The following is a 13,306-nucleotide window of genomic DNA, read 5'->3' as shown; positions in this document are numbered from 1 at the left end:
GAAGGCCATGTTGCCGGAATACGACAGCCTCGGCGATTGTCGGTGGTCGGGGATAGGGTCTCCCAGGACCGGAACCCGGTACGGCGTCGCGACGGTGAACAGGAGGTGGGGACGGATGGCCGGACAGAACTGCCTGGTGGCGAACGACTGGATCTGCGGGGAGTATCTGCGCTCCCGCAGCCATGAGTTGACCGAGGCGACCGTCCAGCACATCTGGATCACGGCGGCTTCCGTGCTGATAGGGCTCGCGGTGGCATTTCCGCTCGCGCTGCTCGCGCGCCGCGGCCGGCATTTCGCGGGCCCGGTGCTGGGGCTGACCACCGTGCTCTACACCGTGCCGTCCCTGGCGATGTTCTCGCTGCTTCTGCCCCTGTTCGGGCTGTCCGCGGCGCTCGTGGTCACCGGCCTGGTGCTCTACTCGCTGACCATCCTCGTACGCAACATCCTGGCGGGCCTCGAAGCGGTTCCGCAGGAGGCCAGGGAGGCCGCGACGGGCATGGGGTACGGCCCGGTCCGGCTCCTCTGGGAGGTCGAACTCCCCCTGGCGCTGCCCGCGCTGATGGCCGGCCTGCGGATCGCGACGGTCTCGACGGTGGCGCTGACCACGGTCGGCTCCCTCGTCGGGAAGGGCGGACTCGGCAATCTCATCGAGGACGCGCTGCCGAGCTTCTTCAAGGCCCAGGTGCTCACCGCGTCCGTGCTCTGCGTGCTGCTCGCGGTCGCGGCGGACCTGCTGCTGCTCGGTGCCCAGCGGCTGCTCACCCCCTGGACCCGCATACGTACGTCCGCGGGGGCGTCCGGGGTGCCGGGCATCGCGAAGACGGAGGCCGGCTGATCCATGGGAGTCATAGCGGAGGCCTGGACCTGGCTCACCACCGGCGCCAACTGGTCGGGGGACGGCGGGGCGGCGCACCGGCTGGCGGAGCATCTGTACGTCAGCGGGATCGCCCTCGCGGTGGCCTGCCTCATCGCCCTGCCCGTCGCGCTGTACCTGGGGCACGTGGGCAAGGGGGGCGGGCTCGCCGTCAACCTCTCCAACGTGGGCCGGGCGGTGCCCGTGTTCGCGGTGCTGGCCCTCTTCATGATGACGCCGCTGCGCAACTCCGGCTATCTGCCCACGGTCATCGCCCTGGTGCTGTTCGCCGTGCCCCCGCTGCTGACCAACGCCTACGTCGGGATGACGGAGGTGGACCGGTCGGTGCGGGAGGCCGCGCGCGGCATGGGGATGTCCGGCACCCAGCTCTTCGTACGGGTCGAGCTCCCCCTCGCCTACCCGATGATCATGACCGGTCTCCGGTCCGCGGCCGTCCAGGTCATCGCCACCGCCTCGATCGCGGCGATGGTGGGTCTCGGCGGCCTGGGCAGGATCATCACCGCCGGCTTCAACACCTACGACACCGCGCAGGTCTTCGCCGGCGCCGTGCTGGTCGCCCTCCTGGCCCTGGTGGTGGAGGGCGTCCTCGTGGCGCTGGACCGCCTGCTGTCGCCCCTGCGCCGCCGCCGGACGGCATGAGCGCGCGGGTTTCTCGGACTGTGCACACCATTTTTTTCCCGGACGGAGAACAACATGAGCAGGACCTCGCGCATAGCGGGTGCGGTCGTCGGAGCGGTCGTGCTGGCGGGCTCCCTCGCCGCCTGCGGCGGCGACAGCCTGGAGCAGGAGAAGGGCGGCTCCGACGCGGGAGCCGGCGCAGGCTCCAAGAAGGGCTCGCTGGTCGTGGGCGCCGCCGGCTTCACCGAGTCCAAGGTGCTCGCCGAGCTGTACGCCCAGGTCCTGGGTGACGCCGGTTACGACGCCTCGGTCACCACGGTGAAGAACCGTGAGCTGTACGAGCCCTCGCTCGAGAAGGGCGAGATCGACGTCGTACCGGAATACGCGGCGACCCTCGCGGAATTCCTCAACGCCAAGGTCAACGGCGCGGACGCGGCGGCGAAGAAGCCGGTCGCCTCGGGGGACGTGGCGGCCACCGTCACCGCTCTGGAGAAGCTCGCCGGCCCGCTCGGGCTGAAGGTCCTTCCCGCGGGCGAGGCCGTCGACCAGAACGCCTTCGCGGTGTCCAAGGAATTCGCCGACAAGAACAGCCTCAAGACGCTTTCCGATCTCGGCGAGTCGAAGATCAAGGTGAAGATCGCCGCGGGCGACGAGTGCGAGGTGCGCCCCTTCTGCGCGCCCGGACTGAAGAAGACGTACGGCATCGACGTCACCGGAATCGATCCCAAGGGTGTCGGTACGCCGCAGTCGAAGCAGGCCGTCAAGGACGGCAAGGACCAGTTGGTCCTCACGACCACCACGGACGCGGTGCTCGACTCCTACGGGCTGGTGTTCCTGGAGGACGACAAGAAGCTGCAGAACGCGGACAACGTCCTTCCGGTTCTCAATGCCAAGGACGCGGGGGCGCCGGAGATCGCCGAGGCGCTCGGGAAGCTCACCGAGGTGCTCAGCACCGAGGACCTCGCGGAACTGAACCGCAAGGTCGACGCGGAGCGCGCCAAGCCCGCGGACGCGGCAGGCGACTATCTCCGGTCGAAGGGGCTGATCAAGAAGTAAAAAGGCGTTTTCGAGGAGCACTTGAGAGGCTGCCAGGTAACCGGCGGGGAACAGATTGCCGGGTGGTCTCCCAAGTGGCTCGTACGCACGGTAAATTTCGGGCCATGCCACGAGGACGCCACCGCCATTCGCCGCCCCTCCACAGAATCCTGCCTCCCGCCGTGGTGGCCGGAGTGCCGGTGGTCTGTGCCGCCGGAGCCTGGTTCCTCGCGGAACCGCTGGCCCTGCGCACCCTGGTGGCCGTGACAGCGGCCGCGGCGGTCACCGGCGCCTGTCTGATGCGCGGCTGGGACCGGGCCGCGGGGCTGCGGGTCGCGGAGCTCACCCGTGCCCGGGCCAGCGACGAGTGGAAGACCGAGGAGCGCATAGCCGAGCTCGAGGCGGACCTCGAGGAATCAAGGGAACTGCGCACCCGGCTGGAGACCAAGCTGCGCCGCAAGCGCGTGGAGCTCGCCGGTCTGCGCGGCGAGCACGCCGGGCTCCTGCGCCGGTACGCCAACGCCGAGACGGAGCGGGCCAGCGCCCTGGAGGGCCGCCGGCAGCTGGCCATCGAGGCGACCGCGCCGCGTGAGCTCCTTCCCGCGCGGTCCACGCCGACGCCGGACGCGTACCTGCGTGCCGCCCAGGCCCTGCGGGACCTGCCCCGCAACGCGGCACTCCAGGAGGCGCGCCGCACGGCCGAGCGGGCCCGTCGGCGCGACCTCGTCGAGCGGTCCGCGGAACGGGACCCGGAGGGCGACGGCCCGAAGGGGAAGCACGCGGCGGTCGCCGGAGCGGGTGACCTCCAGCACCGCCGCCCCCGGACCGCCCCGCCCGCACCGCAGCCGTCGCCCGCGGCCGCGCGCCCGCCCCGTGCCGTACCCGCGGCATCCGCCGTCGTCCCGTACGCCGCCGCGCGCCGTCACCTCGTCCCGCAGGGGAGCTTCGACTTCTTCGGTACGCAGAAGTCGGACGCCGCGATCGAGTCCGTGCAGAACGAGGACCTCGCGGACGTGGTGGGTGAGGAGGCGCTGGCGGCGCACCGTACGGGCACGGCCGAGAACCGCGCCGTCGGCAAGGTCATCGACCTGACGGCGCACGACGACACCGAGCAGCTCGAGGTCGTCGAGCTGCGCAGCGCGATCTCCTCGTAGCCGCCGCACCCCACCGGCCCCCCCCGGCGTACCGGCGGCTGCCGCCGGAACGCGCTCCGGGCCGGTGGGACGGGCTACTTGTCGATGTCCCCGACGACGAAGAAGAGCGAGCCCAGGATCGCCACCATGTCGGCGACGAGTGTGCCCGGCAGCAGCTCCGTGAGCGCCTGGATGTTGTTGAACGAGGCGGAGCGCAGCTTCAGCCGGTACGGGGTCTTCTCCCCCGTGGACACCAGGTAGTAGCCGTTGATGCCCAGCGGGTTCTCGGTCCAGGCGTAGGTGTGGCCCTCCGGGGCCTTGAGCACCTTGGGCAGCCGCTGGTTGATGGGTCCGGGGGGCAGGTCGGCGATCCGGTCCAGGCAGGCGTCGGCGAGGTCCAGGGCGTTGTGCGTCTGTTCCAGCAGGCACTCGAAGCGGGCCAGGCAGTCGCCCTCGGTCCGGGTGACGACCCTGAGGGTGTCCTGGAGCTCCCCGTACGCGAGGTACGGCTCGTCGCGCCGCAGGTCGAAGTCGACGCCGGAGGCCCTGGCGATCGGACCGGACACCCCGTAGGCGTGCACGGCCCCGGCGGACAGGACGCCCACCCCGCGGGTGCGGCCCCGGAAGATCTCGTTGCCGAGCACCAGCCGGTCGTACACGTCCATGCGCGAACGCACCGACGCCACGGCGTCCCTGGCCCGGCCGAGCCAGCCAGCGGGCAGGTCCTCCTTGAGGCCGCCGACCCGGTTGAACATGTAGTGCATGCGGCCGCCGGAGACCTCCTCCATCGCGGCCTGGAGCTCCTCGCGCTCCCGGAACGCGTGGAACATGGGGGTGATCCCGCCGAGTTCGAGGGGGTAGGAGCCCAGGAACATCAGATGGTTGAGGACCCGGTTCAGCTCGGCGAGCAGCGTCCTCGTCCACACGGCGCGCTCGGGCACCTCCATGCCGAGCATTCGCTCGACGGCCATGACGACGCCGAGCTCGTTGGAGAACGCCGACAGCCAGTCGTGGCGGTTGGCCAGCATGATGATCTGCCGGTAGTCCCGGGCCTCGAAGAGCTTCTCGGCGCCCCGGTGCATGTAGCCGATGACGGGTTCGGCCTGCTGGATCCGCTCGCCGTCCAGGACGAGCCGCAGCCGGAGCACACCGTGGGTGGAGGGGTGCTGCGGACCGATGTTCAGCACCATGTCGGTGCTCTCCGCCGCGCCGCCGATGCCGATCGTCGTCTCCGTCATGCGGGACAGTATCCCTCTTCACGTTCCGGGACCCGGTGCCGCAGCCAGCCGAAGTCGCCCAGCCCGCCCCGTGCCGTCAGCTCGGCCGCCTGTCCCGCCGAGGCGAGTGCCCGTACATAGCCGACGGGATCGGCCGAGGCCTGTGCCAGCGGGGGGCGTTCACCGCTGATGCCCAGGTCCCGCAGCGCCGTCCGCTGGTCCAGGAGCTCGGCGGTGCCGTCCGCGGCCGCCGCGCAGGCGTCCAGGGCCACGTGTGAGGTCAGGTCGCAGCTCCCGTCGGGCACCGGCGGCACCTCCCGGCCCTCCCGGAATCCGGTGAGCGTGCCGAACGGCGGTCTGGACGCCCGTACATGGGCGTAGTCCACCGCCACCGCGGTGCCGGCGGCCAGTGACGCGACCGCCCGCGCCCAGGCCTCGTCGCGGGGCCGGCCGATCTCCGCCCGGTCGCCGGGCCGGGCCAGCGGCCACCAGCGGCTCAGCCAACGGGCGTCCGCGCCGGTCACCGGATCGCCGAGCCGCTCGGCACCGTCGGCCGTGCGCACCAGGACGTAGCGGGGCACCCCGTCCGCGTCGGCCTCGGCGACGTCCGTGGGCACGTTGTCCAGCCATTCGTTGGCGAACAGCAGCCCCCGCACGCCCCGCGGGAGTTCGGCGTGCCACTCGACGGCCGGGTCCAGGCCGGGCGGGCGCGGGGCGAGTTCCACGGCGAGGGCCCGTACGGTGAGGCCGGGTGCGATGGCTTCGTCCCGCAGCGCGGCCAGCACCCCGGTCAGCAGCTCGCCGCGCCCCGCTCCCACGTCGACCAGGTCGACCGAGTCCGTGCCCAGCTCCCGCGCGGTGCCTGCCAGCAGCCGGGCGACGGCGGTGGCGAACAAGGGGGAGGCGTGCACCGAGGTGCGGAAGTGCCCCGCCGGGCCCTCGGGGCGCTGGTAGAACCCCTCTTCCCCGTACAAAGCGGTCTCGGCGGCTTGCTGCCAGCGGCACCAGTCATACGTCACGTAGGCAAGTCTCCACCTTGGGGAGTACGGTCCCAGGACGCGGATCGGCCCTTCGGCTGACCCGGGCACCGATCAGCTGTCCCTACGCTGGGTAACGTGCAGCGCTTCTACGATTTCATCCGCAGACACCCGACGGGCGTCGACATCCTCTGGGCTGTCCTCCTCCTCGGGTTCTCCGGCGTGTCCATCGTGACCGACCAGATCGGTGCCGGCCCGGAGCGTGTCGCCGCGGTGCCGATCGCCGTCGGGCTGTCCTTCGTGGTCGCGCTGCGCCGCCGCGTGCCGGAGCGGATGCTGCTGCTCGCGATCGTGATGGGGCTCGCCCAGCTGGTGTTCGGAGTGCGCCCGGGTGTGGCGGACTTCGCCATGCTGGTGATCACGTACACGGTGGCCACGGTGGGGGAGCGCTGGGCGTCCCGGCTCGCCCTCGGATGCAGCCTGGCCGCTGCGGGGATCTCACGCCTGCGCTGGCCCGACGACGCACCGTACGGCGGTTGGGCGCAGACGCTCGGCTACGTCGTGATCATGACCGTGCCCTTCGTCCTGGCCTGGGTGCTCGGTGACTCCATACGCACCCGGCGGGCCTACTTCAGTCAGCTGGAGGAGCGGGCCGCCCGGCTGGAGCGGGAGCGCGAGGCGCAGTCGAAGGTCGCCGTGGCCGCCGAACGGGCCCGTATCGCGCGCGAACTGCACGACGTCGTCGCGCACAACGTCTCGGTGATGGTGGTCCAGGCGGACGGCGCCGCGTATGTCATGGACTCGTCCCCCGACCAGGCCCGACAGGCCCTGGAGACCATCTCCGGCACGGGCCGTCAGGCGCTGGCCGAGATGCGGCGGCTGCTCGGGGTCCTCAGGACCGGTGATTCCGAGGAGAGCGGGGAGTACGTCCCCCAGCCCGACGTCGAGCAGATCGAGGAACTCGTCGGCAAGGTCAGGGAGACCGGTCTCACGGTGGACTTCAAGATCGAGGGCACCCCGCGTCCGCTGCCGAGCGGGGTGGAGCTGACCGCGTACCGCATCGTCCAGGAGGCGCTCACCAACACCCGCAAGCACGGCGGCCCGGACGCCGGGGCGAGCGTGCGGCTCGTCTACTTCGACGACGGGCTGGGCCTGCTCGTCGAGGACGACGGCCGCGGCGCCCCGCACGAGCTCTACGAGGACGGCGGGGCCGACGGCGCGGGGCAGGGGATGATCGGGATGCGCGAGCGGGTCGGCATGGTCGGCGGCACGCTCGACGCGGGTCCGCGTCAGGGCGGCGGGTTCCGGATCAGCGCCCTGCTTCCGCTCAAGCCGGCCGAACAGTGACTGCCAGGACTGGAGACCCCATGGCGATCCGAGTGATGCTCGTCGACGACCAGGTGCTGCTGCGCACCGGCTTCCGGATGGTGCTCGCCGCCCAGCCGGACATGGAGGTCGTCGCCGAGGCGGGCGACGGGGCCGAGGCGGTCGAGATCCTGCGGTCCACCGCCGTCGACGTGGTGCTGATGGACGTCCGCATGCCGAGGCTGGACGGTGTCGAGGCGACCCGGCGCATCCGCGCGCGTACCGATCCGCCCAAGGTGCTGATCCTGACCACGTTCGACCTGGACGAGTACGCGTTCTCCGGACTCAAGGCGGGCGCCAGCGGATTCATGCTCAAGGACGTGCCGCCCGGCGAACTGCTCTCCGCCATCCGCTCGGTGCACAGCGGGGACGCCGTCGTGGCACCGTCCACGACCCGCAGGCTGCTCGACCGGTTCTCGCCGATGCTGCCGAGCGGGAGGAAGGAGCCGCAGGACAAGCACGTGGAGAAGCTGACCGGGCGCGAGCGCGAGGTGATGATGCTGGTCGCCCAGGGGCTGTCGAACGGCGAGATCGCGGCCCGCCTGGTGCTGTCCGAGGCGACCGTGAAGACGCACGTGGGCCGCATCCTCACCAAGCTCGGCCTGCGCGACCGCGTCCAGGTGGTGGTGCTCGCCTACGAGACGGGCCTGGTCAGGGCCGGTGGCGGGACCGGCTGACCGGTCGGCGGGGCGGGGACGCCGCCGCGGCTCACCGCAGCACGCCCTCCAGGAAGTCGCTGCCCAGCCGGGCCACGACGGTGAGGTCCAGCGAGTGCAGGACGTACCGGCCGCGTCGCCGGGTGGTGGCCAGGCCGGCCTTCTTGAGCACCCCCAGGTGACGGGAGACCTCCGGGGGCGTGATGCCGAGCGAGTCGGCGAGTTCACCGGTGGTGTACGGGGAACGGGCCAGGTTGCGGCAGATCCGCATCCGCAGGGGGTGGGCCAGCGCCTCCAGCCGGAGCTGGAGCAGCTCGACGGAGGCCGGGGAGGGCAGTTCGGGGCGGTGGACCGGGTAGTGGATCACCGGACGCCAGCCGGGGGCGTGCAGCACCATCAGATGAGGCCAGCCGAAGCTGGTCGGGACGAGGGTGAGGCCGGTGCCCGCGGCCGAGCCCGTGGCGTCGGTCCGGCCCGTGGACAGCTTGTCGACGCTGATCCTGCCCGTCTGCTCGTCCAGGGACAGGGCCGCGGAGACGGCTTCCAGGGCCGCCCCGGTGCCCTTGCGCCGCAGCAGCTCGGTCTTGTGCCGTGCGTCGGCGGCGAGCTGGACCTGCACGCGCCGCCAGGTGTCGGCGAAGAAGGCCTGGTCGCAGTCCTCCAGGAGACGACGGACCCATACGCGTACGGAGGCGGGGTCGGCCAGCAGCTGCCGGGTGAAGTCCAGTTGCCTCGGCCCCCTGGCGGTCGCCATCTCGACCGCCCGGGCCCGCGTCCGCGCGTCGGTGAGCGGAGAGGGGGCGCCGGTGTCGTACAGACTCGAACAGGTGAATTCCAGGGCGGCCGAGACGAACCGTTCGTCGTCCAGCCTGTCCAGGACGTCCAGGTCCTCGGCGAGCGTCGAGCCGGTCCTGCCGTCCCCGCCGTGGACACCGGCGAACGGCATGAAGATGTCGGAGAAGGTGTTCCGCCACAGGAACTCGGCCTCGTGCAGCCGGTCCGCGAGGTCCGGCTCCAGGGCAGCGGAGGTCGCGGTCGTCCAGCCGTGCAGGCCGGGGTGGTGTCCCGGCTCGGAGAGGGCGTGGAGCGCGAGCCCCAGCTCGGCGAGGGGGGAGGTCTCGAAAACTATGCGCTCGGGAGGCAGGCCCGCGATGTCGATGTGCACGCTCACCCCTCCATGGTGCGGGGTGCCCGGGCGGATCAGGGCGTCACTTGACCGCGGTCGTCAATCCACGGGCGGACCCGCCGGGCCGGAGCCAGGCTGGATCCATGGACATCGTTCAGCAGTACATGCTCGACAGCTACCGGGCCGCCCGGCACGGTGAGGCGCCACCCCCGCCGCCCGGCTCCCACGACCGGGAGGTCCTGCGCGGGATCCGCGGCCGTATCCGCGCCTGGGCGGCGGCGCACCGCCCGCCCCTGGCCTGAAGCGGGGCCGGGGGCCGGGGCCGGGCGGCCGCGGTCCGTCCGCCTCCGGCAGCCGCTTCCGCCCGCCGGTGGCTCCCGTGCGACGATCACCCGCCCGGCCACCGGCGCCGCCCGCCCGGGAGGTCCGCGGTGCGCGGAAGTTATCCACAGGCTGTGGACGGCCGTGGGTGAGGCGACGCGCTGGCGTAGCATGCAGAGAAATCGTCCGGTACCCACCGCGGACTGGAACGGAAGGCCGTCGCCGCGTGAACGCATCAGTTTCCAGAGAAGCCCTCGACGCGAGGGACCGCCCTGCCCGCCTCACCGTCGGAGTCGTCGGCGCGGGACGGGTCGGCCCCGCCCTCGCCGCCTCGCTGCAGCTCGCCGGGCACCGCCCGGTCGCGGTGTCCGGTGTCTCCGACGCATCGGTGCGCCGGGCCGCCGCACTGCTCCCCGACGTCCCGCTGGTGACCCCCGCCGAGGTCCTCGCGCGCGCCGAGCTCGTGCTGCTGACCGTCCCCGACGACACGCTTCCCGGTCTGGTCGAAGGCCTCGCCGAGACCGGAGCCGTGCGGCCCGGACAGCTGCTCGTCCACACCTCCGGGCGGTACGGGACCCAGGTGCTCGACCCCGCGCTGCGGGCCGGCGCCCTCCCGCTCGCCCTGCATCCGGCGATGACCTTCACCGGCAGCTCCGTCGACGTCCAGCGACTGGCGGGCTGCTCCTTCGGCGTCACCGCACCCGAGGAGCTGAGGCTCGCGGCCGAGGCGCTCGTCATCGAGATGGGCGGCGAGCCCGAGTGGATCGCCGAGGAGTCCCGGCCGCTCTACCACGCTGCCCTCGCCCTCGGCTCGAACCACCTGGTCACCCTCGTCGCGCAGTCGATGGACCTGCTCCGTCAGGCCGGCGTGGGCGCGCCCGACCGGATGCTCGGCCCCCTCCTCGGAGCCGCGCTCGACAACGCCCTGCGCTCCGGCGACGCGGCGCTGACCGGCCCTGTCGCCCGGGGTGACGCGGGCACGGTGTCCGCGCACATCCGGGAGCTGCGCGCGCACGCACCGCAGACGGTGGCCGGGTACCTCGCCATGGCGCGCGCCACGGCCGACCGGGCGCTGGACCACGGCCTGCTCAAGCCGGAGTCCGCGGAGGCGCTGCTCGGCGTGCTGTCGGACGGCGGCGCCGCGAACGGAACGAACGGTCCCGGCGCACCCGGGCCGGGGGAGAAGCGATGAACACCGCACCTGCCACCCTGCTGCGCTCCGCCGCCGAGCTGGAAGCCCTCGGCCGGGCCGCCGGGGCACGCCGCGCCGTCGTCATGACGATGGGCGCGCTCCACGCCGGCCACGCCACCCTGATCCGCGCGGCACGGGCCGCGGCGGGGCCCGAAGGACAGGTCGTGGTCACCGTCTTCGTCAACCCGCTCCAGTTCGGCGAGGCCGCCGACCTCGACCGCTACCCCCGCACCCTGGACGCCGACCTCGCCGTCGCCACGGAGGCGGGCGCGGACGCGGTCTTCGCCCCCTCCGTCGACGAGGTCTACCCCGGCGGCGACCCCCAGGTCAGGATCACCGCCGGCCCCATGGGCGAGCGGCTGGAGGGCGCGGCACGCCCCGGGCACTTCGACGGCATGCTCACCGTCGTCGCCAAGCTCCTCCACCTCACCCGGCCGGACGCGGCGTTCTTCGGGCAGAAGGACGCCCAGCAGCTCGCGCTGGTCCGCCGCATGGTGAGTGACCTGAACTTCGGCATCGACATCGTCGCGGTGCCGACCGTCCGCGACCCGGACGGCCTCGCGCTCTCCAGCCGGAACCGCTTCCTCTCGGCCGAGGAGCGCAGCACGGCGCTGGCCCTGCCCAGGGCCCTGTTCGCCGCCCGCGACCGGCTCGCCGCCCAGCAGACGCTGCACGCCCGCGCCCGGACGGTGCCGGAGCGCGAGGGGCGGGCCGACGCCCTCACCCGCCTCGGCGAGGTGCGCGCGGCCGCCGACACCCAGGCCGTGGCGCTGGCCCGGCCGACCGTCGCGCCCTCCGCGGTGCTGGCCGCCGCCCGGGCCGTCCTGGACGAGGCGGCCGAGGAGGACGTGCCGCTCACCCTGGACTACGTGGCACTCGTCGACCCGGCGGACTTCACCGAGGTGCCCGACGACCGTGTCAGCGGCGAGGCGGTCCTCGCCGTCGCGGCGAGGGTGGGAGCCACCCGCCTGATCGACAACATCCCGCTGACCCTCGGAGCGCACACGTGACCGGAATACGGCTGACCGCCCCCGCCCCCGGCTGGGCCATCGACGCGGACGTCGTCGTGGTCGGCTCCGGCGTGGCCGGTCTCACCACCGCGCTCCGCTGCGCCGCCGCCGGCCTCACGACCGTCGTCGTCACCAAGGCCCGTCTCGACGACGGCTCCACCCGGTGGGCCCAGGGCGGCATCGCCGCCGCGATCGGCGAGGGGGACACCCCCGAGCAGCACCTCGACGACACCCTGGTCGCCGGTGCGGGGCTGTGCGACGCGTCGGCGGTCCGCGCCCTGGTCACCGAGGGCCCCGACGCCGTACGCCGGCTGATCGACACCGGCGCGCACTTCGACACCACCGACACGGGAGCGATCGCGCTGACCCGTGAGGGCGGCCACCACCGCCGTCGCATCGCGCACGCCGGCGGTGACGCGACGGGCGCCGAGATCTCCCGCGCGCTCGTCGAGGCGGTCCGTTCGGCCGCCCTGCGCATCATCGAGAACGCCCTGGTCCTGGACCTGCTCACGGATGCCGACGGCCGTACCGAGGGCGTCACCCTGCACGTCATGGGCGAGGGCCAGCACGACGGCGTGGGCGCCGTCCACGCCCCGGCCGTGGTGCTCGCCACCGGCGGCATGGGGCAGGTCTTCTCCGCCACCACCAACCCGCCGGTCTCCACGGGCGACGGGGTGGCCCTGGCGCTCCGGGCGGGCGCCGAGGTGTCCGACCTCGAATTCGTCCAGTTCCACCCGACCGTCCTGTTCCTCGGCGCCGGCTCCGAGGGCCAGCAGCCGCTGGTGTCCGAAGCGGTGCGGGGCGAGGGCGCCCACCTCGTGGACGCCTCCGGCACCCGTTTCATGCTCGGTCAGCACGAACTGGCCGAGCTGGCGCCCCGCGACATCGTCGCCAAGGCGATCACCCGGCAGATGCAGCTCCAGGGCGCCGAGCACATGTACCTCGACGCCCGGCACTTCGGCGCCGAGATGTGGGAGCAGCGGTTCCCGACGATCCTCGCCGCCTGCCGCACCCACGGCATCGACCCCGTCACGCAGCCGATCCCGGTGGCCCCCGCCGCGCACTACGCCTCCGGCGGCGTGCGCACGGACCTCCGGGGACGTACGACGGTGCCCGGCCTGTACGCCTGCGGTGAGGTCGCCTGCACGGGTGTGCACGGCGCGAACCGGCTGGCGTCCAACTCCCTCCTGGAGGGCCTGGTCTTCGCCGAGCGCATCGCGGCCGACATCACCGGCGCCACGGGTGCGCCCCGGGTGGGTTCCGGGGCCTCCGCCCGGCACACCCCGGTGGCGGATCCCACGGGTGCCGGCACCGTCGCGCTGCTGACCGCGGAGTCCCGGACCGCGATCCAGCGGATCATGACGAAGGGCGCCGGGGTCATCCGGTCCGCCGGGAGTCTCGCCGTCGCGGCCGGGGAACTGGAGGCGCTCCAGCACGCCGCGGCCGCAGCCGGGGAGCACGGGCCCAAGGACGCCGTGCCCGGGGTGGAGGCGTGGGAGGCCACGAATCTGCTCCTCGTCTCGCGGGTCCTGGTCGCTGCCGCACGGGAGCGCGAGGAGACCCGAGGCTGCCACTGGCGGGAGGACCGGCCCGACCGCGACGACGCGGCCTGGCGCCGCCACCTCGTCGTTCGCATCGCCCCGGACCGGCAGCCCGTCGTCCGTACGACCGACGGTGCCGCGTTCCCGCCCGTACGCCCCGGAGTCCCTGCGGAGCCCACCGCCACCGCAGGGTCCGACAGCCTTCGCAACCACCCCGCCGACGCCCCCGAGGAGCCGTAAC

At 73.0% G+C, this 13,306-nt stretch carries 13 protein-coding genes; 10 read left to right on the top strand and 3 right to left on the bottom strand.

What is annotated here, in order from left to right:
- The first annotated feature begins 115 nt into the window (after nt 1-115).
- From IA22_RS0105810 to IA22_RS0105795, 4 genes are all read left to right on the top strand, one after another.
- Nucleotides 116-835: an ABC transporter permease gene (locus IA22_RS0105810; protein ID WP_030122918.1), complete on the top strand. Its 720-nt coding sequence runs from the start codon at nt 116-118 to the stop codon at nt 833-835.
- 3 nt (nt 836-838) lie between these two features.
- Nucleotides 839-1,513: an ABC transporter permease gene (locus IA22_RS0105805; RefSeq protein ID WP_030122917.1), complete on the top strand. Its 675-nt coding sequence runs from the start codon at nt 839-841 to the stop codon at nt 1,511-1,513.
- A 54-nt stretch (nt 1,514-1,567) separates the two neighbouring features.
- Complete coding sequence (locus IA22_RS0105800; RefSeq protein ID WP_014155516.1) at nt 1,568-2,548, top strand: ABC transporter substrate-binding protein; 981 nt, start codon at nt 1,568-1,570, stop codon at nt 2,546-2,548.
- Nucleotides 2,549-2,652: 104 nt separating this feature from the next.
- Nucleotides 2,653-3,681 (top strand): hypothetical protein, encoded by a 1,029-nt coding sequence (locus IA22_RS0105795; protein ID WP_014155517.1) that lies wholly within the window; start codon nt 2,653-2,655, stop codon nt 3,679-3,681.
- Between the two features lie 74 nt (nt 3,682-3,755).
- Here the strand turns inward: IA22_RS0105795 and IA22_RS0105790 are convergent, their stop codons facing one another.
- Nucleotides 3,756-4,898: an NADH-quinone oxidoreductase subunit D gene (locus tag IA22_RS0105790; RefSeq protein WP_014155518.1), complete on the bottom strand. Its 1,143-nt coding sequence runs from the start codon at nt 4,896-4,898 to the stop codon at nt 3,756-3,758.
- The gene (locus IA22_RS0105785; RefSeq protein WP_030122915.1) at nt 4,895-5,896 is read right to left on the bottom strand and encodes an SAM-dependent methyltransferase; all 1,002 of its coding nucleotides are present in this window, start codon (nt 5,894-5,896) and stop codon (nt 4,895-4,897) included. Before IA22_RS0105785 ends, IA22_RS0105790 begins: the two co-directional genes overlap by 4 nt.
- Nucleotides 5,897-5,992: 96 nt before the next feature.
- On the opposite strand from IA22_RS0105785, the gene IA22_RS0105780 reads away from it, so the two are divergent.
- Together IA22_RS0105780 and IA22_RS0105775 are read left to right on the top strand one after the other, a co-directional pair.
- Complete coding sequence (locus tag IA22_RS0105780) at nt 5,993-7,201, top strand: sensor histidine kinase (protein WP_030122914.1); 1,209 nt, start codon at nt 5,993-5,995, stop codon at nt 7,199-7,201.
- A 20-nt stretch (nt 7,202-7,221) separates the two neighbouring features.
- Nucleotides 7,222-7,896 carry a response regulator transcription factor gene (locus tag IA22_RS0105775; protein WP_014155521.1) on the top strand — a complete coding sequence of 225 codons (675 nt, stop codon included), beginning with the start codon at nt 7,222-7,224 and terminating at the stop codon, nt 7,894-7,896.
- 31 nt (nt 7,897-7,927) lie between these two features.
- Here IA22_RS0105775 and IA22_RS0105770 read toward each other — a convergent pair whose 3' ends face one another.
- A complete protein-coding gene (locus IA22_RS0105770) occupies nt 7,928-9,040 on the bottom strand; it encodes a DUF5937 family protein (protein ID WP_014155522.1) in 1,113 nt (370 codons plus the stop codon).
- Between the two features lie 104 nt (nt 9,041-9,144).
- On the opposite strand from IA22_RS0105770, the gene IA22_RS37060 reads away from it, so the two are divergent.
- The 4 genes from IA22_RS37060 (at nt 9,145) to IA22_RS0105750 (ending at nt 13,305) form a co-directional block, all read left to right on the top strand.
- A complete protein-coding gene (locus tag IA22_RS37060; protein WP_014155523.1) occupies nt 9,145-9,303 on the top strand; it encodes a hypothetical protein in 159 nt (52 codons plus the stop codon).
- A gap of 245 nt (nt 9,304-9,548) precedes the next feature.
- Nucleotides 9,549-10,514: a Rossmann-like and DUF2520 domain-containing protein gene (locus IA22_RS0105760; RefSeq protein WP_014155524.1), complete on the top strand. Its 966-nt coding sequence runs from the start codon at nt 9,549-9,551 to the stop codon at nt 10,512-10,514.
- Nucleotides 10,511-11,524, top strand: coding sequence for a pantoate--beta-alanine ligase (panC, locus tag IA22_RS0105755; RefSeq protein WP_014155525.1), 1,014 nt, complete (start codon nt 10,511-10,513; stop codon nt 11,522-11,524). Before IA22_RS0105760 ends, panC begins: the two co-directional genes overlap by 4 nt.
- On the top strand, nt 11,521-13,305 hold the full coding sequence (locus IA22_RS0105750) for an L-aspartate oxidase (RefSeq protein ID WP_030122913.1): 1,785 nt from the start codon (nt 11,521-11,523) through the stop codon (nt 13,303-13,305). The genes panC and IA22_RS0105750 overlap by 4 nt, the downstream gene beginning before the upstream one ends.
- Nucleotide 13,306: the final 1 nt, after the last annotated feature.

It is taken from the genome of Kitasatospora papulosa (assembly GCF_000717245.1).
In the GTDB taxonomy this organism is placed as follows: domain Bacteria; phylum Actinomycetota; class Actinomycetes; order Streptomycetales; family Streptomycetaceae; genus Streptomyces; species Streptomyces papulosus.
The sequence above is the reverse complement of the archived record's forward strand: the minus strand, read 5'-3'. Positions and strand labels throughout refer to the sequence as shown.

Excerpts from the sequence above, each read along its gene's own strand:
- IA22_RS0105810 (WP_030122918.1), top strand. The coding sequence starts at position 116 with ATGGCCGGACAGAACTGCCTGGTGGCGAACGACTGGATCTGCGGGGAG.
- IA22_RS0105775 (WP_014155521.1), top strand. The coding sequence starts at position 7,222 with ATGGCGATCCGAGTGATGCTCGTCGACGACCAGGTGCTGCTGCGCACC.
- IA22_RS0105795 (WP_014155517.1), top strand. The coding sequence starts at position 2,653 with ATGCCACGAGGACGCCACCGCCATTCGCCGCCCCTCCACAGAATCCTG.
- IA22_RS0105800 (WP_014155516.1), top strand. The coding sequence starts at position 1,568 with ATGAGCAGGACCTCGCGCATAGCGGGTGCGGTCGTCGGAGCGGTCGTG.
- panC (WP_014155525.1), top strand. The coding sequence starts at position 10,511 with ATGAACACCGCACCTGCCACCCTGCTGCGCTCCGCCGCCGAGCTGGAA.
- IA22_RS0105805 (WP_030122917.1), top strand. The coding sequence starts at position 839 with ATGGGAGTCATAGCGGAGGCCTGGACCTGGCTCACCACCGGCGCCAAC.
- IA22_RS37060 (WP_014155523.1), top strand. The coding sequence starts at position 9,145 with ATGGACATCGTTCAGCAGTACATGCTCGACAGCTACCGGGCCGCCCGG.
- IA22_RS0105790 (WP_014155518.1), bottom strand. The coding sequence starts at position 4,898 with ATGACGGAGACGACGATCGGCATCGGCGGCGCGGCGGAGAGCACCGAC.